We start from the raw sequence: 22,821 nt of genomic DNA on the forward strand, positions 1-22,821 counted from the left end.
CAAACGGGCCTGTTATCGAGGAAGCTTACTTTTCTTTGACCACGCAGAAGTTCTGAAGTGTGCCCGGACCGTAGACCGGACAACAACGTAATAACATTAAGTATAAAAATATCTCAAAAGTTTGGTTCCGACAGAAAAAAAATGGTTGCCTGTAAGGCACGAAAGATAAGTTTCAGCCCAATTCCCTGAGGAAACCATTTGAGATTTTTTCAGGTAATTCGTCCCGGTTCTCCTTATCAACCGTCAAAAGTTCAAACCCTTTTCTAATCCTCTGCGCAAGCGGATGCCTGCTTGACCTGTGCAGAACAGCCAGGGCAGATTTATCCGATTGCAAAACTTCCTCAACCGCAGAAACGAAAGACCCGGATATGAGTTCCATCGGCCCGATCTCATCTATCACTACCAGATCGCAGGCAAGAGCATCCCGGACTGCGCTTGCTCCGATTCTTTCAAGGTCTTCAAGGTTAACGTGATATTTTCCAAGCCTGGGTCCGCTGCCTTTCACATGGCTAAGAATTCCTGTCTTTCCTGTCGCAAGGTCCATGATTGAAAAACCTTCCCTATGCCCTTCTTTCCGAATTTCGGCAGTCTGGATGCCGCCTATTTTGAAGCCCGGCTGCTCAGCAAGTTTTTCGACGACTTTTGTTACAACTGTTGATTTCCCAACTCCCGGACTGCCGGTTACTGCAATTCTTAACATTGGTTTTTCCTTCCCCTTTCTATTCTCATTTCCCAAAAAAATATTCCTGATTTTATATAACCTTAACTCTGCCTATTTATAGGGACTATATCATCTAATTTGCTTATTTTTTCTCATTTTTAATATCAGTAGAACGATTTCAAATCGAAACTTATATATGCCTATATTCCCTACATAATAGGGATTATGGAACCCTGGGCAAGATGCTGGCTTGAAGATCAGCGTAAAGCTGGAGAAAAATGTCTTGAAATCAAAGTTCGAGGCGCTTGTCATTATGTTTATCGCTCTACGAGTAAATATGACAAAAAAATTAAGAAAGGTCGTAAAGTTTCAGTTTACATTGGTAGACTCGACAAAGATTACGGCTTTATACCTAAAGGTGAGAAACCTAAAACTAATGTGATACCTGTGCCTCACTCTGTCACTGACTATGGAAATTCAATGATTTTACATAATATGATGGGAGAGCTCAAACCTTTTCTCATGAAAAATTTTCCGGAATATTGGGAAGAACTCTATGCAATGTCAATTGTTCGTGTAAATGGATATGTCCCCCTCAAACGAATTAAAGATACTTGGGAAGATCTCTATAATCTTGAAGGTATAAAACCAAATCTTAATCCATCCAATCTTTCAAAAGTGTTAAGGGAAGTAGGCTGTGATAGGTTTGGGCAGAATGAGCTATTCAATCATCTCAAAAATGCAGACACTCAACTCGTCTATGACTTAAGTTCCTGTTTCTCTCGATCTATGAATATCTACAGGCTGAAAAAGGCTACAACAAAGACTGTATTCAAGTTCCCCAAATCAACTTTGCCCTTTCTTTGTGGTCTTGATAGTGAAATGCCTACTATGATCAAATCAGTTCCAGGCAGTGTGAAGGACATAAAGACATTATACAAAACAATAGAAGAGTTGGATATCAGCGATAAGATACTTCTTCTTGATCGTGGTTTTTTCTCAGAGAACATCCTTAACTGCTTAGAAGAAAAACATATCAAATTTGTGTTACCAACAAAAAGGAACAGCCACTATTATGACACAAGAATACACCTTAATGAAGAATTCATCTATCATGATAGACTCATCAAATGTGGTAAAAGAAAGTTAGGAAATAGGTTCCTATATTTATATGAAGACCTGGATCTAAGACTTGAAGAACAGAAGACGATCTTCAGAAAGAGAGAGGAAGGGAAGATCAGCGATGAAGAGTACTCTTTAAAACAAAATAGAGCAGGGAAGTTCTTGATTATCTCCAATTACGACATAGGAAAAAAGGAGATGTATGAACTCTACAAAAAAAGAGACTCGATTGAAAAGTTGTTTGATGCATACAAAACAACATTAGACGCTGACAAATTGTATCTTCATGATGATGAGAGCGTTTATGGGCATGTGTTTGTGGCATTTCTTTCATTATATGCGTACTGTAAATTGTTGAAGGCAATTAAAAAAGCAGAGATAAATGACAAGGTCTCACCCATTGATATCCTATTGAAGTTTAGAAAAGTGAAAAGTATAAACTTTGGTGAAAAAAGTATCATTACTGAAGTTCCTAAGAAAGTAAGAGAATTAGATAAAACTCTCAAATTCAACATATTCCCTACAAAAAATGGGAGTTAAGGATATAAATAAGCTATCACTCATTTTTACGTTGGCTTTAAAAACATTGCAGAATATACTGAATATACACTGAAATATACGCTGGATATACACTAAAGCTTCAACTATGCTAAATGATAAATTTCGTAGAAATACAAGGAAGTGAGTTTGTGACTGCGGATCAGGAGATTCTTACCAGACTGCAAGAAATCGAGAAGAGGATGGAAAAAATGGAAGCTACACTGGAAAGCATTAACAATATCCTGAAAAAGGTAGAGCAAAATACCTATTTTGGGTGTTATGTCGAAGGAGAACAGCTGGAGTGAAAAACGAAAGCAAAAAAGGCGAAAGAAAAATATTCATACTTTTAAATTTTTCTTCCGTTTTTCAGAAAAGGGAAACTATCCCCTGTTGTGAATGATCTCATAGCTAACTCTTCCTCGGTTAATGCACTCCCTGACAAGCTTTTCTCTTCGGGAAAGAGCGCCGGTTTTTCCGGACTTTACTTCGACAAAGACCACCTTATTCATTTCTCCTTCGGAAAGCCCGTCAAAGACGATGAAGTCCACAGGGGTGCCGAGGAACCTTGCATCCTTAGGGTTGTATTCGAAATCAGGGAAATAAGGGATCAGGTGTTCCGTGACCTTGCCGCAGATTACGGCTTCGCTTTTCTTTACGGCGTCCTGGCGGATTTTTTTCTCCTCATCAAGTTTCCAGTTCCGAAAGAGAGTATCGGTTTTTTCGGAGACCGGGCGTTCCATCTCCCGTGTCTGCCAGGCTTCATACAGGTCTTTTGCACGGGATTCTACCCTACCTTTCAATTTGATGTATTTGACGAGCAGATACACTATAAGCAGGGCAAGGAAAAGAATCTCGAAGAATGAATTTCAGACTATATAAATGGCTATAAATATTTAAAAGTTCTAGCCGAATTTAGATTCTATAATTATTATATAAGCTCAATGCCCTGGAGATTCCTCTGACTGCTTTAAAAAGTTACTTAAAAAAGTCCTGCTCCTGAAAAGAACTTAATTCTGGAAAAATATTATCAGTATCTCTTAAGTACCATACAGGGAATATAAACTCGGGGATACGGTGGAGATTCAGCACAGCGACTCTGGAGAGGACAACTTCGGTAAAATACTCGGATTGCGGGAAGAAATCGGAAAAATACAGGCTTCAATTGCTGATTATGAGACCGGGAAAAAACTGAATATAGCCATAGTAGCCGGAACTCTTGCTGGAAAGACTGCTTTGCTTGGTGAAATAGAGAGAATAAATAGAAATCGTGCGGCTGGAATCATTTTATCCGAAATTGTCCGGAACAGAAAGGAGATTTCCATTCCTGATGACACTAAAAGGGTAATGCTCTATGACAACTGTCACTATCTGTACATGCGAAAACCCGGCGGTTTTGACATCTTTTATGAGTTTCTGGACATGATAAGTTCTCAGGAAAAGCTATTCGTCACCACCTGGAACCTTTATTCCTGGAGATACCTGAGCGAAGCCTTCGGGATCGAGAGATATTTTCCGGTACAGATCTTCATCCCTGCCTTCGAAAAAGAAAATCTCAGGCTCTTTATCCTTAAAAGGTATGGAAAAGCAGAAATCAGATTTGAAAACGATGAAGAGTCAAAAAAAGAGCCTTTCATATATATGGAAAAATACCCGCTTGAACTGTCCTCCCTGGGCAGGAAAATCTTCGTCCCGGTCCTGAAAATAAATTTGCCTTATCTGAGGCAACGCTTCCTGCACGAGGAGGAGACACAGACTGCCGAAGAAAGGGTATTTGAAAAGATCTACCTTGAATCAAAAGGTAACCCGGGAATTGCATGGAGGATCTGGGAACTCGGGCTTGATTATCCGGGGATAAAGTATGAAGATATAGGGCAGTTTTCATTTGATATCGATCTTGAGCACGAAGAGGCTTTTGTTTTAAGCCTGATCCTTTCATACCAGGCCCTAAAAAGAACCGAAATTGCCGAAATAATAGGGTCAGAATTCAGGGCAGATAAAGTTCTCTTCAGGCTCTTAACCGGGGAACTGATTTTTAAAGATGAAGGCGCTTCCTACAGAGTCAGGCCCGAAGCCCTGCAAAGCGTAATTGCTTACATGGAAAAACTAAGGCTGGTGTGGTAAATGGTAAACGGAGATTCAGGCAGTCAGCAGCTTCTGGAAACCCTCAGGTCAATAGATACACAAACCATCGTAATCATGTTCCTGATTCTTGCCGCTGCCTATGTCCTTAGCAGGATTATTACCACCCTTTTATCAAAGATCTCGGAAAAAATGAGCCGGAAGGATAGGATAAAAGTAAAGATGATTATACCTACGGTAAAGTTTGGAATATATGTTCTGGCTTTTTATTACATCCTCAAGGAAATATTCAATATTTTTGGGCCCGAACTGCTCCTTCTTACAGGGCTTCTTGGTGCTGCCATCGGTTTTGGAGTCAAGGACCTTTTTGCAGACATTATAGGCGGACTTGTAATTACTTTTGAAAAGCCCTATCAGATAGGGGATAAAATATCCATTGGAGGTCATTATGGGGAGGTTACCGATATCGGACTAAGGGCAACGAAAATGGTAACCCCTGATGACAACACCATTACAGCCCCAAACAGCCTTATCTTCAATGAAACCGTTGCCAGCGGGAATTACGGAGATTCGGAAATGATGGTTGTAATAGACCTCTATATAGCATCAGGGTCAAATGTGGAAACTGCAATGAGGATCCTGAGGGAAGCTGTTGTGAGCTCAAAATACGTCTATATCTCTGAAAGCAGCCCTGTTACTCTGCTCCACAAAGCTCTCCCGTTTTATACAATGTTAAGGGCGAAAGCTTACGTCAATGATCTGAGGGATGAATTCAAGTTCGAATCCGATGTGCACACAAGAACCTGGATAGAATTCCTAAAAAATGGCATCAGGGCTCCCCAATTCCATATCCTCAACCTTCCTCCAGCAGGGAAAAAACATGAATCTGATGCTCCTTCCCGGAGAAATGCCAGGTCAAATACAGTAGCCCGGAGAGATTCCGAATTTAATGCAGATTTCAGTAAGAATTTCGAGTTCTGAGTTCATTTGTTCAGTTCAGTATTTTATGCAGTTCTTTAAACCGAACGTCAGAAATAATATTTTCTGTTTTTTCTCCTCGCACCCCGGGTCTGTAGCCGGCCTTCTGCCCGGAAAAAAGAACTGAAGAATACTCCTGCCGGTCTTAGGAATACTAACTTTTACCCCGGAAACCACCTTAAAATCAGACCATATCGGATATCTCCTCCTGCTTGTCTGGAGCGACATTGTAAAAAATTCTTTTCGACACCCAATATAGATAATGACATTACATTGGTAAGAAATATTGAAATGCAGTCCTCTTGAGTGAGCTCACTTCTTAGCCCATAAATAGTCTTCTTGAGCTCAGCTCCCGACTCTGATTCTTTTATAAATTATAGTCTGCTTGAGCGAAGCGAAACAGGCTGCGTACTGTTGCGATTACATCGCAACTCCCAGAGAATCTCCGATTTCCTGCGATCCCGAGGCGCAATTCGGGCAGCGAAACTCGGATAAAATATAAAAAAGTAAGCAGCTTTGGATGCTGCTTTAACCAGGGAATTTATTTTTGCATTTAGACCTTTCTTCTCATGACGCAGTATGCGGCTCCAACAGCTCCCAGAAAAGCTGCGGATTCAAAGCCAGGCGTGGAACGCCAGCCTCCACTTGAAGCCTTTGCGGGTTCGGATGCCACATCATCTTCTGCATCAGCAGTCGGAACAGGCTCGACTTCTATCGAACCAGAATCGTCTCCAGCAACAATTACAAAGGACCCGAAACCTGGAGTCTCGGCTTCGAAATAGACGTAAGTGTCGCTTTCCTCGTCTAATTTCTCTGTATCAAGTTTGCTCCATGAATCGTCATAGTACCAGAGGTTTAACGAATCTGCATCAATCTCGTTTTCCTCAAGCCAGGCCTTTTCGACTCTGAAACCGACAACTGCGTTCTCGATGTTATCAGAGTTTGCAATTCCTCCTGAACCCACCCAGATGTTCACGTTCTTATAGACCGTGCCCTCGGGCAGATTCGGAACCAGATTGGATTGGCCTTTCAGCATTTCGGCAATGGTAGTGATTTTTCCAAGAGTTTTCTTGGCATCAAACTCCACATACCTTATGCAGGTTACCCCATTTGGAAAATCAAACCTTACATGTGTTCCGTTGGTGACAAACGCCTGAGAAAGCTCTTTAGCCTCTACATTGCTCTGGAGTTCGGGGGAACCTCCAGCTCCGCCACTTGAACTGCTACCTGAACTCTTACGTGAACTGCCGCCTGAACTTCCTGAGGTTGATACTACCTTGATAGAAGAACTGGCCGGAAGAACAGAGAATTCAGCTTTGTTGACGTCTCTTAAAAGTCCCACGAACTGGTATGTACCGGTTGACTCAGGAGCTTTAAGAGTGTAGCTGAAGCTCTCGTCATTAATCAGCAGGAAAGAAATCTTGCTGCCATTTACAGTTACAGCTTCTTCCGGAAGGGTCGAGCTGACGTATGTGAAACCTGCAGGAATCTTTTCCAGAACCTGCCCGGCTACCCCATAATCAGCTACATTTATCGTTACTTCAAATACCTCACTGGTACTAACGGAAGAAGGAAGAGTCCTTTCTGCACTGCCTGCAGAAGCCGGTACCGTACATAATATCAGGCCCAGGAGTAGCACAAAAGCAATTTTAAATTCAGGCCTTTTCATATCCTATCCCACCCGTCAGCAAAATAAATTGCCAGAATTTCATATTTGAGCCTGCTGGAAATTTCATTATTATTTACAATGTTTTTGATTTCTTCGGCAGAGAGACTCTTATCAGCGCCTCCAAACATTGTCGCAATCTCATTTTCTGAAACTACGGTAATCGAGATACTATCGCTGTCTGTAACTGTATTCCCAAAGTAGTCCGTAGCTGTAAGGGCGAGTTTAAACTCTCCTGCCAGAGTGCTGCTCACATCGCAAGTGTAAATGTCTCCGCTTTCGGGCGTCAGAGAAACAACTTCTCCACCGAGGGGGGTGAGGTCGATGGTTACTGACATAACCCCGGAAGTTTCATCCGAGACTTTTGCCCTGATAGTTGAGTAATCCTCTCCGTCATTCAGGATGTACACAGGAGATGCAGAGCAGCTTTCTATGACGGGAGGTACAAACTCCCCTTCAAAAGTAAGATCGAGCTCTACTGGAACAGCACCATGCTGATAGGTCACAGAAACAGGTTCAGATTCAACGAGACCCAGTTTGAAGATAATTTCCTTTCCATTATCCTCTTCAGTACCCGAGACACCAAGCTCATATTCTCCTGCTTTATCGATAGTACTACTACCAGCAAGCTCGGAATCTATATATGCTGAAATTATAGTTCCTGTGGGTACATCTGCACCTTCCGTAATCAGCTTTCCGGAAAATACGTTTGGAAGCGAAGGAATAGTATTGCTGGCAGATGCAACCGGAACAAGGGATATGCCCAGTGTCAGAATAACCAGGCACACTAATGTTCTTAAGTATTTGTCCTTGATGGTCATCTTATCACCTTGAGATTTTTCACGTTACCCGTGCAGATCCTTTTAGAGAAATCCATCAGGGTTTCCTTCTTGCTTCCCTCCCAAGCTTTGAGCCGAAAGTGAGCATAATGAGGCCTGCAACCGCATAAATAATCTGAAAACCTGGAGTACTGTTTGTTTCAGAAGATTCGTCAGAAGATTCCGCACTCTGTTCGGTTTCGGTACCTTCACCTGAATTGGCAGCTGCACTTTCCTGAACCTCTACCTCCGGTTGAGTGACTGAACTATTAATGACTTCAGCTCCAGAAGTTTCCGATTCGCTGGTTTCTACTGATCCGGAACTTGAACTTGATGCTGAGCTCTTTTTAGAACTTCCTGAGTCGGCTACATCCCCTACCGACAATTCGATGGATAAGACCTGCTTTCCGGATTCCCAGTCATAATTCAGACCCGAATCCTCTTCATCTACCTTAAAAGTAACTGGCTTTCCCTCGTCCTCGGATTCTCCGGGAATCAAGAGATAGAAACTTCCTGAGGAACTATTTATGATAGCCTCTTTTACCAGCTCTCCATCAAGGTAAGCTGCAACAACAGTGCCCGTAGGAGCCGGATCTCCATCAATCAGGGCGACCCCCTCCACTGTCATCGGAAGCAAAGGAACTGCCCCTTCCTCTGCCATACATGTATGAGACGCTGTTAAAAAAAACAACATAAGTACAGCTGTTCCCAATAAACTATTTTTTAATATCCTGTTCATGATTTACCTCCGATTGCTACGCAAACAAGAAAAAAGAAAAAACTTCAGCCTGAATGGCTGAAAAGTTGCTTGCTTTCGAAATTTCACCCCTTACACGGTACCATCGTCGGCTCCATCGTCGGGAATGATTCCATCGACGTAGAACTCCACGTTTTCGACGGAAGCATAGGTACCGGGTTCCTTCATGAATACCCAGTATCCCTGTCCTGGGACCATAAGACCATCAAATTCAAGTGTTCCAACAGGGCACGGATCCATTCCTTCTGGAACACCGTCATCACCGACCAGGTCTAAGACTCCAAGAGAGATTGTACCCCCCCAACCTTCATTGCAAGAATACGTGATGATGTTGGAGAACTTATACTCTAAGCCCAGAAGGCCCTGCAGTGAACCCAGAGTCTCGGACCAGTGTACAGGTACTGTAGAGGTGTGTCCTATCATCTGCCATCCACAATCCAGGTCCAGAGACGGAGGCACATCAGGAGTTGAACTATCAAGTGACATTGGCTTGAACTTTACATTGCTCACGCAGGCTTCCGGAGTGTAGACCCAGTAGCCCCTACATGGTTCGATGCAGTCCGGGAATACCCAGTCACAACCGTCCCAGTAAATGACTGTGGTGCATTCTCCAAAGACCGAGTCCGGGTCAGCATTGAATGTAGCCGGAGTCTTGGGCACGGATTTCAGGTTCCAGCCTGCATCAAGCATGAGGCTCATGTCTTCGTATGTCCGGACAGGCCCGCAAACGGCAAAGCAATCGTTGTAGTTGCCAGCCCAATCCAGGGCAATAACAGCTACCCAGTAGTCCCGACCATAGACAAGAGGTTCTCCACCAAATCCTCCGATATTCATGTCTGTATCAAGGATACACACGCCGTTTTCATCATATTCGGATGTAAGTGCGTCGAATGTATATCCGTCATAATATGGTTCTGCCAGTTGCATCTCCTCAATGCATGAGGGCTCGCATTCGCTGATTAAAACCACATATGGAGTAGATAAAGGATCGGTTGGGTCGAAGCAAAGATCGTCCTCGATGTTATTATCCCAGCTAACGTACAGTCTAGGCGCATCACATGTATAGAGCCAAGGCATATCCGATTGGCTCAGCGCGTCAACAACACACAGGTTTGCTACGGCAGCCGGGGCAGTACAGTCAACAGAGAAAGAACATGGGTCAGGTTGGTACTCCCTGCCTGCACAGTCAGTGATACACACTGTCCAGAGCATATCTATGCCTTCATCCACTTCCACATTCACGGAATAACAGTTAACCTCGTCTTCACCGACAACGCACGTGCCCTCCTTCACTACCTCGCCGTTAATGAGCAGTTCGTAATCGAAAGGCAGCCCTGCTCCTCCTGAAACACTGAAGTTAAATTCCGGGCATGCAGAAACGAACTCATCATCCGGGAAATTGAGGCAGACTTCAAGCCCTTCACAGTTGACATAGAACTCCTGGACTTCGCTCGTAAAGCAGTTTCCTGCAAGATCCTCAACTTCAACGTACCATGTGTAAGCCCCGTCCGCGAAAGCATATGGGACGTCTATGGTTACGAGACTGTCGGAGGGCATATACCCGGACATTGCCTCAGCAAGTTCTCCGTTGATGAACACCGGGTACCCCTCAGCAGGTTCTCCGTTGATGTACACCTGGTAACATAGATCCAGCTCACAGTCGTCAGAGAAATCATCATCAGCGGTGAAACTGAATGTCATGAAGGGAATGGGATAGGAGGGATCATATGAGGAATTCAGAGGATCAAAGCGCGGATCATATGGATCAAAGGGATCCTCGGGATCAAAGAGATCGGGATTGATGACGCAGCTGGCTTCCGGGGAAATAAGTACCGCACTCGGACAGTCGGTGTCCACGTACAGGTCGAAGTCTCCAGAGATACAAATGTTTCCTGCTTCGTCTTCGAGTTCGATTCTCCATTGATAATAGCCATCATCCAGATCAGTCTCATATGTGACATATCCGTCACAATCCACAACCCCTGTTTTCTTCTCAATATCATTGATAAAGATGGCATAGGCAACTGTATCACTCAGTTTATCGATGGCCTGGATATTGAAGCATACACAATTTGTATTGACACCAATTCCCGGTTCAATTATAGTAAACTTCGGAGCTTCGTTGTCAATCACAAAGGCGTAGTAATCAGTCTCCTCAACCCCTTCAATCACAACTTCCGCCGGTATCCCTTCCGGTGGCACGCCGCCTAAGATGGCTCCAGGAGCATATGCGCTATCCAAAATGGCTCCATATACTATCACGTCAACAGCATCGTTTACATCGCCTTGAACTAAGTATTCACCACACCAGACAGTACCACTGTCATCCTTTGGAGTCATTACAATGACGGTGGGATTCAGACCATAGTCACAAACAGTGAAAGCCGCATAATTGACGGCTTTGTTGAAGGTTACAGTGGCTTCTACAACGTCTCCCGCCGCGAAAGGACCTTCGTCACTGTAGACGATATTATCAACGCACAGATCAACTGGAAGCGATACAGTATCTGTATTTTCCGTATCTCCTATTGCACTTGCTGTTCCTGCTAAAAGGAACATAATTAGCAGTGCACCAAATAACATTATTTTTTGTTTCATATTCTGCACCTAGATTCCGCAAATGTTCAATTTTATTCTGAGTCCAACATTGAGTATTATATTAGATGAAATAAATTTTTAAAGTAGCGAGTTGTAGCAGATTCCAGTTAGCTTGAACACAACCATACGAACAGTCTAGAAATTTTTGAAGTAATTATTGGTTAAAAATTAAATAAAATAAGACTGTAGGAAATTTACAGCTTTTAATGATAAAACTGTTTTGCGCCTCACCTCCTGAAATTAATTAATCGAATCAATTTTGCCTCGATTAGTAGATCAAAAAGCTACCACCTTTCCAAAGCCTTTTTCAGGCAGGAATGTGTTAGCTTCTCCCTCTGGAGCGGCAAGTCTTAACCCCATTAAGTCTTAACCCCATTAAGTCTTGCACAGCAGGGGAATTATGAACCAACCCCGTTTTTATTGTCTGAACTGACCCATCAGCCCGACCATCAGACATACACCTATTAATTGTAAAATGCAAATTCTCCACCAGGCAAATCCTTATGGATTATAAATATTTCACATTTAATATAGCATATGTCTTTTTATATTATCCTAGGATGATAATATGAAATAACTTATGCAAATATTTGATATAAATCTTTCTAAAAATTATTAGATGTTAAATATAGTCCGAAAGATATAATAGATATTAAATAATGAAGAATTTTTGAAAATTAATTTTAAATAATTGGAATACTTATAAGTAACCACATAGAAAATATATAAAAGTAAACACTCTTAACGAAAAGAGTTCATCAGAAAGAATGGAAAAAATACTGGAAATTAAAGGAACAAGCTTCTCCCTCTAAAAAGTATATACTCACAGATTTAAATGTGAAACAACATACTTTACCAAAAGGCATTTCATGCCACAGGGGAGGAATTCAAAATGAAATATACCTTTCAGGACTCTACAGAACTTCCTGTCCAGAGAGATTTTATCCAAGATCTGCAGGACTTCATAAGAATTTCAAAAGAAGCCATAACTCTCGAAAAATCAATTATAGGGATAAAGCGGGGAACTAAGGAAGAGACGGAAATCTCTCAGAAAAAGCTTGAGGAGATAGACAGGTTCCAGAAAGACGTTACCGGTTATATCGAAGAACGTACGCAGGGAATCGAATCCGCGGAGATTCTTGAGATCAAAGAAAAAACAATTGAGGCCGCTTCAACGGCAGCCCTTTTAAAAAAGAATGAAAGGCTTGAAGACATTGATAGGCAAAACAGACAGGCACTTATGGAAGTGCAGCAGCTTGAAACCCAGATACTCACAACCCTCAGCCCCTTTTTTGAAACGAGCATCTACGGAGCTGAGAATGTCTATTACGCTTCAGTTGAAGCCAAGGAAATGAAAGGAAGGCAAGTCAGTTCAGTTAACGGCGTGCAGTACGAGTTTGAACTGCATTTTGCTCATGATTCCCTGAAAGTTGAGAACTTTCAGGAACTTACCCTGCCCTTGTGGGTTAAGAGCGGCATCCTATCCAGAGAAGAGAAAGCAAAAAAGATGGATGTATCCGGTTTCCATATTATGAGCATCGAGTACGAAGAAAACAATGTTCGAACAGTGCTTCAAGACAAGGATGCAGAGCACATGTTCAAAATCTCTGCAGATGAAACGGCGCTGCTGATCATGCATGGAGACCATGATATAACAGGAGACGAAAAACTGGCCGCTCTCATAGATAGTGAGGCTCTCTATATGTTTATGGGCAAGCTCAAGGAGTTTTTTACAAAATCCGTCGACTTTAGAAGGCTCAAGATGGTCCTACTGGACGGGAAAAATGCTGTTGAAGAGAATGCCGTGTTTGACTGCCTGAAGATTATAGCCGGCATATACGGGAAGCTCGTAAGGGAATGCATTGAAAGAGGGTATACCAAAGGGGAGGTCACAATCAAGATGGAGGAGCCAGGAAGCGTACGGACCGAAAAATACATTTCGAAGTCTGAAGCTTCAGGTGAACTTTCATCCATAGGGGGTGAGGGCACAGAGATTGCCAGGATCCTTGGAGTTGCCGAAGCCTGAGAGGAATAAACAGTCTAAAGATAAAAACGAACGCGACATGAGGAGAAGGTCTGTTTTATTGAGGCCATTGTACCGAAACACTACGCTTCTTCAAACAGTTCTCTCTTAGTTTTTCCCTCATAATCTTCCAGATTTTCAATTTCTTTATAGTCGGTGCCGTCAGGAAGAAAAGGTGTGAAAAGGATAACCGAACAGAGAAGTAGAAATGTCCCAAACATCCGGGACTGCACCTCAACAGTAGCATAAAAAATGAGAATTCCAAGCATGACCCACAAAATAAAACTCAACTGAAAAGCAAGCTTAACTCTACAAATATTTTCTTCGCTTCTGATCAAGCAACTCCCCCTTGAATACCCCATTTATAATTGATTCGGGATTGAATAAATAGCTGTTTATTTGAAAGATTTGGAGATTTAAACTCCATAAATTAAAAATGTTTTCCGGTTGAAAATAGATATCCCTGAATAAAATTTACGATATCATGAGTCGATGAATAAAAAAAACCAATAAGAATAGGACACCGGAAAAAGAAAGAAAAAGAATAATAATTCGGATTCAGAGTGAAGAATTAGAGTGTCGGGTTTAGAGTGTTAGATTAAGGCATCGAATTTAGAGTATTAGATTTAAAGCGTCGGATTCAGAATCTAATACCCAGAATCAGAGTTTCATACCCTTTTAGCGCATCAAATTCCGATAAAGCTAATGATCTTTTTTCCCTCACTTACTCTCCTGAGAAAATCCTCCCTGCTGGCATAGGGAACTCCGGAAGCTATGGAATCTGCCGCTTTTCTGCTGACCCCGGGTATTTCCCGGATAAGGGCAGGAGACGCGGTGTTTATCTGCAGGGGGTGGGGAATTCCGGTAATAGAACGCATTCCATGCCCTGTGACAGTAATGTCTGTGAATTTCCGAAGAGGCATGAGGGCAGGGATTCCTACAAGCAGTGGGTAAGAACCAAGCTGTCTCCCGAAAGTCACCCCCCGGTAGTGCACCTCGCACATTACATCCTTCAGTACCGTTCCTTCCGGCACGACTCTCCGGAGCATTGGAAGGTCAATATTTTTCCGGACCTGTTCCTTATAAACCAGAAAGAGTTTCTTATGCTTCCTTGCGGTTTCATCCCTGCCGTATATCGGAGTACCGGGAAATGCCATAACCTGCCGGATATTAATTCTGCGGAGCAACAGTCCGGAATCAAGCACCTGAAGCAGGAAATCATAGTTCAGCTGGAAAGTTTTTTTAGTCTCCCCCATCAGCCCGTGCACAAAATTGATACCAGGGAGAATTTCCGGAAGCCCGTTTGCTCCGCACCCGGCCCCCAACCTGTTTACCAGTTTGATAGCATCAAAAACCTCTTCGGAAGTCGCCTTGAGAGAGTTTGCTGCAAGCACCTTCGGGTCAGCAGTCTCCATGCCGAAGGCGGCTACATCGCCGGAAGTGTGATATTTGATAATCGTCTTCAGGATTTGTTCCGACTCTTCGGGATATGTTGCAAGAGTTATAGGGTTTGCATTATCCATGTGGAGCACGGAAAGTTCTGGTGCGGAATTCCTTATTCCCTGGTAGAGCTTTTCAAGAACCTCAGGCATGGGTTTCGGGACAGGTCCTCCTGCATCGGTCCCGTGGTAAGAAAAAAGGTCCGGTTGCCTTCCTATCCTGAAATAGCGGGCTCCGTGAGAATACAGTGCAGAGACTTCGGCAACAACGTCCTCTACAGGCCTGTAATCCGAAGCCCCATAAAATGGTTCGGTACAGAAGGAGCAGTGAACACGCCTGCCGCAACCCCTGTAGGTTTCAAGCTCGCACATGCAGTAAGGGTAGTCCGGGTGCTGTCGGATCAAAAAAGCCCCCTTCGGACCCCAGCGTCCGATCTCTGCTGTTGTCCTGAAACGGTGGTCAACGGATTCCGGGGCTTTCAGTCCGGCAGGAAGGCTCCCGCTATTATCACTTCCTCCCCCACCAGCCCTTCTCTCAAAAAGATCGTAAACAAAAGCCTCAAGATCCATTTTTGCAAGTACGGCTTCTCCAAGGCTGATCCCATTTTCTGCCCCCTTTGCAGCCCTTCCGCCCTGGTTGCTGAAGCCAAGCCTGACAGGGCCGCCTATAACTTTTACCCCGTTTGCAACCCGGAAAATAGTCTCTATCTCACCCGGCGTGATAGGGGATGCCCTGAGGTATTTTCCCGGCACGGTCATGCCTGCAATAATGACCAGAAGATCGGCTTTCCCTATAAGCTCGCCAGTTCCTGGAGGGTTTTCCCGCAGGGTATCGATTGTGAGGTAATGAATTTCTTTTTCGGAAAGCCCGCGCTCCCTCAGAGCTCCTGCTATGTACCGGGAGTAAGGAGATAGATAAGGAGGAACCCCGAGGCAGGCGGGTTCATCCACGTAGCCGTCTATGATGAGTGCTTTCATATCAATTCTCGTTTCCTTGCTTAACTGAAGAGTGGAGTATAGAACGCATTGGATATTAAATAAGAGGCGGATTGAAACCTGATAAAACAGGTGATTAAACTCATGAAGGCAAAATAAATACAAGAGGAATGGATACAAGCAAAACGAACAGTAAAATTCAGATGAATAGTAAAATTCTGCGAAGATAAGTCCAGAGAAAAAAACATAAAAAAATATTTAGGGCCGGGACCGAGAATCGAACTCGGGTCGTAGCCTCCACAGGGCTACAGGATGGACCTCTACCCTACCCCGGCCACAGGGTCTGGTACTTCAGATTTGAAGCAACCTATAGAAGGAGTTTTTTTATATAAAGTTTTTGCCGGAAAAAGCAGGAGAACTCTCCAGGAAGCTGGGAATTTTTTGCTTTTCGGCAGTTTGGAGTATAAAAGTCCCTCTTCAGATCAGCTCAGCTCATTTCAAGCGCGTTTGAGGTAGATTTCTGGCAGGTCTCTGCTGGCTTCAGGCAAGTTTCAGATTGTTTTAAGCCTGTCAAGGGCGAGTTTTGCAGCCTTTTCTCCGGAAAGGAGCATTCCTCCGAAGACAGGACCCATTCTCGGGGCACGGGTTGCGGCATTTGCAGCCATACCCGCAACAATCAGCCCGGGATAGATCTCCTGGGTTGCATCCACAGCCAGGCGCTCGCCAACCTCAGACCACATCGGCTTTTCCCCGAGCAGCCCGAGTTCTCCGATTTTTGCGTTAGGGATCTTCCTTAGAATCGTGTTACAGACAACTGCATCATGGCCCGTTCCGTCTATTACGAGTTTTGTGCGGATCATGAGCGGGTCTACGTGCAGGCGCTGGGTCGTGACAGGCCCCCAATTGATGACTATGCCGTTAACCCTGTCATTTTCCCGGATCATGACGTCTTCAAAGCTCACAAGGTTAAAGACCTCAGCCCCTGCCGAAGTTGCCCCTGCAATCAGCTTCCCGACGGATTCCACGGAGTTTGCCACATAATACCCGGACTCGTACTCTTTATACCTGATCCCGAAGTCGTCCAGAATGCGGGTGGCTTCCTCCTGCACGACGATACGGGGAAACATCATGCCTCCAGCCCACATGCCGCCCCCGAGAGACAGTTTCTGCTCATACAAAGCGACCTTTGCCCCGGCTTCAGCCAGGTATTTTGCAGCCACAAGGTTTGCAGGTCCCCCTCCAACGAGTGCTACATCGATGTCCGTGTAGTCAAGGAAGGTTTTGGAATACTCATCAAATATTGCCCGTGTGATTATGACTTCGTCAAGTTCCATTTTGATCTCTCATAAAGCTTCTACGGTTGAAACTCCGGGGAAAACTGCCCGGCATTTTAAGAAAATAATCAGGGAATCGTCAACCCTGATCCGTAACATAATAATTCACGTTTTGATACCGGGCATTGCTTTTAAAGTTGTTGGAATCGGATGGAGAAAGAAAGTAATTTGCAAAAGGTCCTTCCACAAAAGGGCTCTTCTCAATATATAAGGCCTTCGCAAAGAAAAATTCAGATCAGGCAATTGCTGAAACCATGCCGGATACTCGACTATTTCCACAATAAATGACCTGCTTCCCGCGGAGAGAGCAAAACCTACCAATATATTATTATATCCGCCTCACAAAATAAATGAAGCGGTGGAAAGGATGAAGAGTTTACTTTTTATCGATGCGGGAATTTTTATTATTGCAGCTGTCACAGCCTTCTTGAAGAGAGACCCCGGGTTTATTATAGACATAATAGGCTTAACAGGTTTGATTTTTTTTGTAATAGCAGGAGTTTTGTCAGGTTCTTTTGCTAGTGGGGATCGTGTAAGGGCAAATTATGAGGATGAATATGAAGAGCGCAAGGAGAAAAACAGATTGTCAAAAAATTTATTTTTTGTTGGGCTCTTCAACATCGCTATATCAGTACTTACTTATGAATTCACATTACAGTGACTTGCTATAGCGAATTGAAGATCCCAAGATATAGTAAAAAATCACATTGAAGCTGTTACAACTTTTCGAGCCTCAGACTACCGAATTCATAATTCATATCAAACTTTACTGCTCAACCTCTCCTCCATTTGTAAAGAACATCTTGTCCCCTTCGGTTCCGGGATAAAGAACAAGCTGTCCGTCCTCAAAAGCTGCTGTCTCCACACGGGATAAAATCGACAGATATTCGCTGTCCATAGACTCGGGTCCGCAGGCCATAAGCGTAATAGCAGCCGGGCCAAGGGTTAAGTTGTTTTCTTCCAGGGTGTAGTTCCCACTGCCGTTGTTACAGTCGGCTTTAATACGATACGTGCCGTCAGGGAAGAAGGCAAGTGTATAGTTTTCAGGATCGGGTACCATTATCTGGTATTCAGGCGTTTCAAAACTCTGGAAACTGGTCCACTGCCATTCAATACCGGTAATATTCTCAGCAGAAACCGGTTCGAATTCCGGAGTAGTGTTTGCTACAGGTTCAGCAATAGTAGGTTCAACAATAGCATTCTCTCCCGGTTCAGCAGGAGCCTCTTCCTGCTCAGTGCAGCCGAGAGAGAAGGAGAACAGGGCTAATCCCCCCATAGTAAGGAGCAAAACCAAACCAATTGATGCAACTTTCAGTTTCATCATATCCCCCATTGATATTCCCAATACAAATTGAGTATATGAAATGATGCGTCATTCAAATATATCCTTTGTCTTAGTTATGGTTTGATTTGCAGCCATCCGAATATATTTTTTCAATAGGTTCGAGAACATTCTAAACAGAACTCACCCACTAATGACAGCTATAAATCAGAAATCATAATCTCACGATTTTTCCGATTAATTGCCCCTCATCTGCAGGTTCATATTTTTCCTTTTTCGTATTTCCTTTTCCCTATTAAACAGCTGAATACTGTTGCTCCGGGGGATCATCGAGTACGGAAAAGTTGCCTCCGGGTCCTGGGACAGGCCATTTTTCAATAAATTTTGCACCTTTTTTCCCAGATTTTTCCCAGATAATAGATTTCGTTATTCAGGTCTTCGCTCTGGAGAGATCGAACCGGATGCTCATTTAATTTTCCTTTTCCAACCAGGGGAATTTTGCCGGAGAGATGTATTCTTCCCGGGGGGAGGGGAGCCAATCCGTAAAGCTCGAAAATGAAGCCTTAAAGTTAAGTAACTAAGTTCAGAAAGCCAGATTCCTATGCTTCTTTAATTCACAAGACCAACCTTTATTGATTAACAAAAAACCCGAATTGGGAATAGGTACGAAAATAAGTGCATGCAATGTTCTGAACTAAAGTCAAAAAAGTAGCTCACGAAATGGTTAATTCGGAAATCGTAGTCGAACTTCCGGGTGCCGTGGAAACTAATCACTTTCATTATCATTAAAAAATCAACCGAACATACGGATTTGGAAGAAGAACGCGCAGTCTACACAGGAATTAAAACCACAGGCGTGATGTTACCTCTGACTGACCGTTAAAAGGTCCTATAGGACTTGTTTTTAACAGGATAAACTAGCAGCTTGAATTCATGACAGCGTAATAAAGCAAGCATGAAAACAATTTTTTCTGAAAATAGTATGGACCAATATTATTGAAAGAGGGGGAGTTAATTTTGGGAAAAGAAGATAGAAAACCGTCATTTCAACCTGAGCCGGTACCTGCTCCGGAGCCACAACCGGTTCCTTCACCCGAACCGATACCTGAACCTGAACCTGAGACTGAACATAAGTCCGAAAAAATAGGATAAAAGATAATACAGGTCAAATATAGCAGACATGATAACAAAAGTTTACATTTCGCACTGCGAGCAAGACGAACCGCTAGCCCAGGAACTTGCAAGGGCTCTTTGGACAGTGGAACTGGAGAGCTTTTCGGCCCTGTACAGAAAAGCCCGGATTCTTTCCCTGTCCGAAAGGATACGTTTCGGCATCCGCCAGTCAGACTGCATTATCCCTATTATCACCCAGGAAGGAGTGATATCCCCTGAGGTGAATCAGGAGATCGGGCTGGCAGTGGGAGTCGACCAGTTAATAATTCCTCTTGTAGAGGCAGGAGTCGAACTGCCTATCCTTATACGTCATCTTCCGCCAATTAATTTTTCTCCCGAAGCCTATGAGGATGCTCTGGGAAAACTCATACAGAACATGAGGCAACTTACGAAACTGGATTGGTTGAAGATAAAGTGCCCTTACTGCGGGGAGGAAATGACCCAGTATATCTCTCCCGAAGAAGAAGTTGAAAGAGCGCTTCTTGCAGGAAAACACCTTGAGACCATCTGCAGCTACTGCCAGAGAACCATTTCCCTTGACCCGAGGACTTTCAGGCCCACACCTTGAGTCTCTTAAAGGCCGGAAAGGAGGCAAATTCATGGAACGAAGTCTTAAGGAAGAACCCGGTGAACCAATAGTTGTAAAGTCCAAAATGGGGAAAGCTACCGTGAACGAGACTGAAATCAGGGGTATTGAAGAGCTTACACCTGTTGAAAAGAAACATTTGCTGTTACAACTTTCCAGGGACAGGACAAAAGACAGTTCTGCAGGCTCATGGGAAATTGTCGAAGTCCGCAGGGAAGAATGGAAAACCGTTAAAGCTACCCTGGTTCAACCCGTAGAAATTGACATAAGGGATACAGGAAAAAACGAACTTTTCAGGGTATGGTTCGATATCACAAAGTTAGAAAGAGAAATTGAGTCAGTTACCTGAGTCTGTAACCTGAATTAATAACCGTCTTCATTAACTTGAGTCCGTAACCTGAATCAATAAAATAACTGGCGTCCTAACTAAAAATTAGTCAATGAGACTAGTCAATGAGACATAACGGACCAAAAAACGGGTCATAGTGTCTGATAAATGTAGAATAATAAAGGCTAATAAAACCGCTTAATAAATCTCAAAAAACAATTTGAAAAAAAGGGGAGCTAAAAGCTTCCTTATTCTTTTCTTGCCTCAGATGTGAGGTTGCGAGCTTCTTCCACGCAATATCTTAATACCGGAAATTTCTTGAATCCGGGTCTTTTCTTATTTTCTGATTCGGATTGCTATCAGGTTACCCTCTCTGTGAGATTCCAAGACAATTTAAAGCTCCCTGAAGCCAAGCAGGTGTCATAATTTAAGCTGCCTCCCACCTGAGGGCTGGTTCACTCTGAGCAAAATTATTTACCTGAAAATGCCTTGCTGACATCGGCAGCGTTAGTGTACTCCTTTTCCGGAAGGTCTTCGAGAACCTCCATCACCTTACTGTCAGCTTTGTGCTTTTTAGCGTGTTCGATAAGCTGCTGTTTCTTCGCAGGATAATCCATATTCTTTAAAGCTTTTTGAACTTCGATAGGACTTGTTTGCATAAAATTCCCCCATATGATTTATTTTCTCTTGAAACTTTCATTGACATGAACAGCGTTGATCTGCTTTTTGTTAGAAAAGGTTATTTCAGAACGTATACAACTCCACTGTTTACATCGTTTCTGGAGTTTTAACCGGATTCTTTAACCGGATTAATCCCGTTGCAGGACAACTGATACCTTTGAATACATTCTGGACCTTTACTGGATTTGTTCTCGTAAATAATCCATAAACTATCGAATAAATTCAGTATTTAACTCGATTTTTTCTGTCTAAGTGTTCCTATCTGAATATTTGAGTTCAGGATTTGGGTAGCAATTGCTTTCCCCTTAACGTTGCCCACCCTCCATTCAGTATTATGCAATATATATTATAAAAAAGAATTCAACTCAAACGTTTGTCGGAAGACGATTATTCCGGTCGGAAAGTCCATATTTTTACTGGTATGGAAAGTTGTATTGATATAGTTTCTGAATTTTTTGACTAAACCCCATTCTAAATGTTTTCAATTAGCTTCGGTTTAAGTTTAAAATTCGATTTAAGCTCAAATTCCAGTTTAACTTTAACATCTCTACGTAGTTCGTGGTTGAATCTGAAAAATGTGGCTGAACAGAACAGGAAAAGCCCTCGAATAAAAGTCCTCGTATAATTGATATACCATCGTGACAATCCTTATAGCCATGAATAGCAGCAAATCCGAAGATTCCGTTTTACCTTCTCACCATTCTGACCGTGAAAACCATGAAAGGCAACCCGCCCGGCAGTCTACTTCTACCTATGAATCTTCTACTTATTCAAGCCCTACTCTTGACCAGTTCAGGGGGCTTTTACCTGGCTTTAACAACCGGCTCTCTCCTGCGCGAGACCTGGGACTTTCTCCCCTGGGGAACTCCCGCCTGAGCCCCGAAACCCGCCCAAGGCTTGTTTCCGACTCTTCCCTCGGACTTGTAGGTACTCTTCCCGGTCCGCTTACCGGGCTCAAACCCGAAAATCCTGAATTACCGGTCGGCAAGGAGCTTGAGATCACGCCTGACATACCCGGGAGGACTCTTGCAGGAGAGAATGTCGGTTCGCTCACCCTTGGTGCAGACCTGCCGATGGGGCTTATTGAGAGCAGGTTGATTACCCTCAGACCGGCTGAAGAGGAAAAGAAAGAAAAGTAAAAGCCGGAAGTAAAAATCGTTGGCATTTTCATTCAGGGGCAGTAATACTGCTCTTACTTCTCTTTTCTTTTAGTAGTCCGTAAATTTGGGAAACATAGGTTCGAAAATCAGGGCTAGTTTCATGTCTCTTCAGTGTTTAACCTTTCTCCAGTGTTTGGTCTTTCCTTTTGAGCCTGGAAGGAAAATTTTCTAAATTTCTGATTTTTTCTAAATTTCGGTGATCCTGTATTAACCGGTTGATATTATCCGGATATCCGAAAGGATTTTTTGTTTTATTGATGCCCCTTGCAGGGTCGAACTTTTCTCTTCTGCAACGCAAAAAAAGGAACAGACAATTCATATCTTGCCCCAGGGCTCTCATTGAAATTTATAGATAAGTATAATCGCCTCCGCCAGCTTGTCTGGCGGCCCTTAACAAAAAGCAGAAAAGGCAAAAACAGAAATTATAGGGCCTTCCGATCATATTTACATGTTAGTTTTTTACGTTCCATTAATTTTTTTATTTGCTAGCGTTTATTTCTTCTTTTTTGTTATCTTGGGAAAGACCGCCCTCCTGCGTCGAGCGGGACAAGAACGACTCGATATAGAGAGTAACATTGCATGGGGAAGAAATCTTAATTTAGTTCGGCTGAGTGAAGCGCCTGTCTCTAATCTATAAAGTAGTCTGCTTGAGCACAGCGA

23 protein-coding genes and 1 tRNA gene are annotated in these 22,821 nt (G+C 43.2%); 11 read left to right on the forward strand and 13 right to left on the reverse strand.

Going from position 1 to position 22,821, the window contains the following annotated elements:
* Positions 1–172 precede the first annotated feature (172 nt).
* Positions 173–700: an NTPase gene (locus MSSIT_RS13400; protein ID WP_048174816.1), complete on the reverse strand. Its 528-nt coding sequence runs from the start codon at positions 698–700 to the stop codon at positions 173–175.
* A 186-nt stretch (positions 701–886) separates the two neighbouring features.
* Between MSSIT_RS13400 and MSSIT_RS13405 the strand changes: the two genes are divergently transcribed.
* Together MSSIT_RS13405 and MSSIT_RS13410 are read left to right on the forward strand one after the other, a co-directional pair.
* Positions 887–2,323, forward strand: a complete 1,437-nt coding sequence (locus MSSIT_RS13405; RefSeq protein ID WP_048172990.1) for a transposase — start codon at positions 887–889, stop codon at positions 2,321–2,323.
* Positions 2,324–2,472: 149 nt separating this feature from the next.
* Complete coding sequence (locus MSSIT_RS13410; RefSeq protein ID WP_156158863.1) at positions 2,473–2,628, forward strand: hypothetical protein; 156 nt, start codon at positions 2,473–2,475, stop codon at positions 2,626–2,628.
* A 75-nt stretch (positions 2,629–2,703) separates the two neighbouring features.
* Here MSSIT_RS13410 and MSSIT_RS13415 read toward each other — a convergent pair whose 3' ends face one another.
* Entirely contained in the window at positions 2,704–3,174 is a 471-nt protein-coding gene (locus MSSIT_RS13415; RefSeq protein ID WP_048172994.1) for a Holliday junction resolvase-like protein, read from the reverse strand.
* Positions 3,175–3,397: 223 nt separating this feature from the next.
* On the opposite strand from MSSIT_RS13415, the gene MSSIT_RS13420 reads away from it, so the two are divergent.
* Both MSSIT_RS13420 and MSSIT_RS13425 read left to right on the forward strand, forming a co-directional pair.
* Entirely contained in the window at positions 3,398–4,444 is a 1,047-nt protein-coding gene (locus MSSIT_RS13420; RefSeq protein WP_048172996.1) for a hypothetical protein, read from the forward strand.
* On the forward strand, positions 4,445–5,383 hold the full coding sequence (locus MSSIT_RS13425; protein WP_048172998.1) for a mechanosensitive ion channel family protein: 939 nt from the start codon (positions 4,445–4,447) through the stop codon (positions 5,381–5,383).
* 15 nt (positions 5,384–5,398) lie between these two features.
* Here MSSIT_RS13425 and MSSIT_RS23470 read toward each other — a convergent pair whose 3' ends face one another.
* From MSSIT_RS23470 to MSSIT_RS13445, 5 genes are all read right to left on the reverse strand, one after another.
* A complete protein-coding gene (locus tag MSSIT_RS23470) occupies positions 5,399–5,608 on the reverse strand; it encodes a hypothetical protein (protein ID WP_048183783.1) in 210 nt (69 codons plus the stop codon).
* Positions 5,609–5,933: 325 nt separating this feature from the next.
* The gene (locus tag MSSIT_RS13430; RefSeq protein ID WP_048173000.1) at positions 5,934–7,049 is read right to left on the reverse strand and encodes a PGF-pre-PGF domain-containing protein; all 1,116 of its coding nucleotides are present in this window, start codon (positions 7,047–7,049) and stop codon (positions 5,934–5,936) included.
* Positions 7,046–7,867 carry a hypothetical protein gene (locus MSSIT_RS13435; RefSeq protein WP_048173002.1) on the reverse strand — a complete coding sequence of 274 codons (822 nt, stop codon included), beginning with the start codon at positions 7,865–7,867 and terminating at the stop codon, positions 7,046–7,048. The genes MSSIT_RS13430 and MSSIT_RS13435 overlap by 4 nt, the downstream gene beginning before the upstream one ends.
* Positions 7,868–7,922: 55 nt before the next feature.
* Positions 7,923–8,525: a hypothetical protein gene (locus MSSIT_RS13440; protein ID WP_048173003.1), complete on the reverse strand. Its 603-nt coding sequence runs from the start codon at positions 8,523–8,525 to the stop codon at positions 7,923–7,925.
* 168 nt (positions 8,526–8,693) lie between these two features.
* Complete coding sequence (locus MSSIT_RS13445) at positions 8,694–11,180, reverse strand: Ig-like domain-containing protein (RefSeq protein ID WP_231589826.1); 2,487 nt, start codon at positions 11,178–11,180, stop codon at positions 8,694–8,696.
* A 931-nt stretch (positions 11,181–12,111) separates the two neighbouring features.
* Here MSSIT_RS13445 and MSSIT_RS13450 point away from each other — a divergent pair.
* Entirely contained in the window at positions 12,112–13,245 is a 1,134-nt protein-coding gene (locus MSSIT_RS13450; RefSeq protein ID WP_048173007.1) for a hypothetical protein, read from the forward strand.
* 80 nt (positions 13,246–13,325) lie between these two features.
* On the opposite strand, the gene MSSIT_RS13455 is transcribed toward MSSIT_RS13450, so the two are convergent.
* From MSSIT_RS13455 to MSSIT_RS13470, 4 genes are all read right to left on the reverse strand, one after another.
* Positions 13,326–13,580 carry a hypothetical protein gene (locus tag MSSIT_RS13455; protein WP_231589827.1) on the reverse strand — a complete coding sequence of 85 codons (255 nt, stop codon included), beginning with the start codon at positions 13,578–13,580 and terminating at the stop codon, positions 13,326–13,328.
* A gap of 348 nt (positions 13,581–13,928) precedes the next feature.
* Positions 13,929–15,659: a radical SAM protein gene (locus MSSIT_RS13460; protein WP_048173011.1), complete on the reverse strand. Its 1,731-nt coding sequence runs from the start codon at positions 15,657–15,659 to the stop codon at positions 13,929–13,931.
* Between the two features lie 220 nt (positions 15,660–15,879).
* Positions 15,880–15,952: transfer RNA gene (locus MSSIT_RS13465), tRNA-His, on the reverse strand.
* A gap of 216 nt (positions 15,953–16,168) precedes the next feature.
* The gene (locus MSSIT_RS13470; RefSeq protein ID WP_048173012.1) at positions 16,169–16,951 is read right to left on the reverse strand and encodes a sulfide-dependent adenosine diphosphate thiazole synthase; all 783 of its coding nucleotides are present in this window, start codon (positions 16,949–16,951) and stop codon (positions 16,169–16,171) included.
* Positions 16,952–17,318: 367 nt separating this feature from the next.
* On the opposite strand from MSSIT_RS13470, the gene MSSIT_RS13475 reads away from it, so the two are divergent.
* Entirely contained in the window at positions 17,319–17,612 is a 294-nt protein-coding gene (locus MSSIT_RS13475) for a DUF5316 domain-containing protein (protein ID WP_052721655.1), read from the forward strand.
* 105 nt (positions 17,613–17,717) lie between these two features.
* Here MSSIT_RS13475 and MSSIT_RS13480 read toward each other — a convergent pair whose 3' ends face one another.
* Complete coding sequence (locus MSSIT_RS13480) at positions 17,718–18,275, reverse strand: META domain-containing protein (RefSeq protein ID WP_231589828.1); 558 nt, start codon at positions 18,273–18,275, stop codon at positions 17,718–17,720.
* A 712-nt stretch (positions 18,276–18,987) separates the two neighbouring features.
* On the opposite strand from MSSIT_RS13480, the gene MSSIT_RS25375 reads away from it, so the two are divergent.
* The 4 genes from MSSIT_RS25375 (at position 18,988) to MSSIT_RS13490 (ending at position 20,341) form a co-directional block, all read left to right on the forward strand.
* Entirely contained in the window at positions 18,988–19,116 is a 129-nt protein-coding gene (locus MSSIT_RS25375; RefSeq protein ID WP_269430108.1) for a hypothetical protein, read from the forward strand.
* A gap of 134 nt (positions 19,117–19,250) precedes the next feature.
* Entirely contained in the window at positions 19,251–19,385 is a 135-nt protein-coding gene (locus tag MSSIT_RS25380; protein ID WP_261788832.1) for a hypothetical protein, read from the forward strand.
* 28 nt (positions 19,386–19,413) lie between these two features.
* The gene (locus tag MSSIT_RS13485; protein WP_048173014.1) at positions 19,414–19,974 is read left to right on the forward strand and encodes a TIR domain-containing protein; all 561 of its coding nucleotides are present in this window, start codon (positions 19,414–19,416) and stop codon (positions 19,972–19,974) included.
* Positions 19,975–20,005: 31 nt separating this feature from the next.
* Positions 20,006–20,341 (forward strand): hypothetical protein, encoded by a 336-nt coding sequence (locus MSSIT_RS13490; protein WP_048173015.1) that lies wholly within the window; start codon positions 20,006–20,008, stop codon positions 20,339–20,341.
* 449 nt (positions 20,342–20,790) lie between these two features.
* Here MSSIT_RS13490 and MSSIT_RS13495 read toward each other — a convergent pair whose 3' ends face one another.
* Positions 20,791–20,979 (reverse strand): DUF2795 domain-containing protein, encoded by a 189-nt coding sequence (locus MSSIT_RS13495; protein ID WP_048173017.1) that lies wholly within the window; start codon positions 20,977–20,979, stop codon positions 20,791–20,793.
* 678 nt (positions 20,980–21,657) lie between these two features.
* Between MSSIT_RS13495 and MSSIT_RS13500 the strand changes: the two genes are divergently transcribed.
* Complete coding sequence (locus MSSIT_RS13500) at positions 21,658–22,140, forward strand: hypothetical protein (RefSeq protein WP_082089151.1); 483 nt, start codon at positions 21,658–21,660, stop codon at positions 22,138–22,140.
* The last annotated feature ends 681 nt before the right edge of the window (positions 22,141–22,821 follow it).

This window comes from Methanosarcina siciliae T4/M (genome assembly GCF_000970085.1).
GTDB classification, from domain to species: Archaea; Halobacteriota; Methanosarcinia; order Methanosarcinales; family Methanosarcinaceae; genus Methanosarcina; species Methanosarcina siciliae.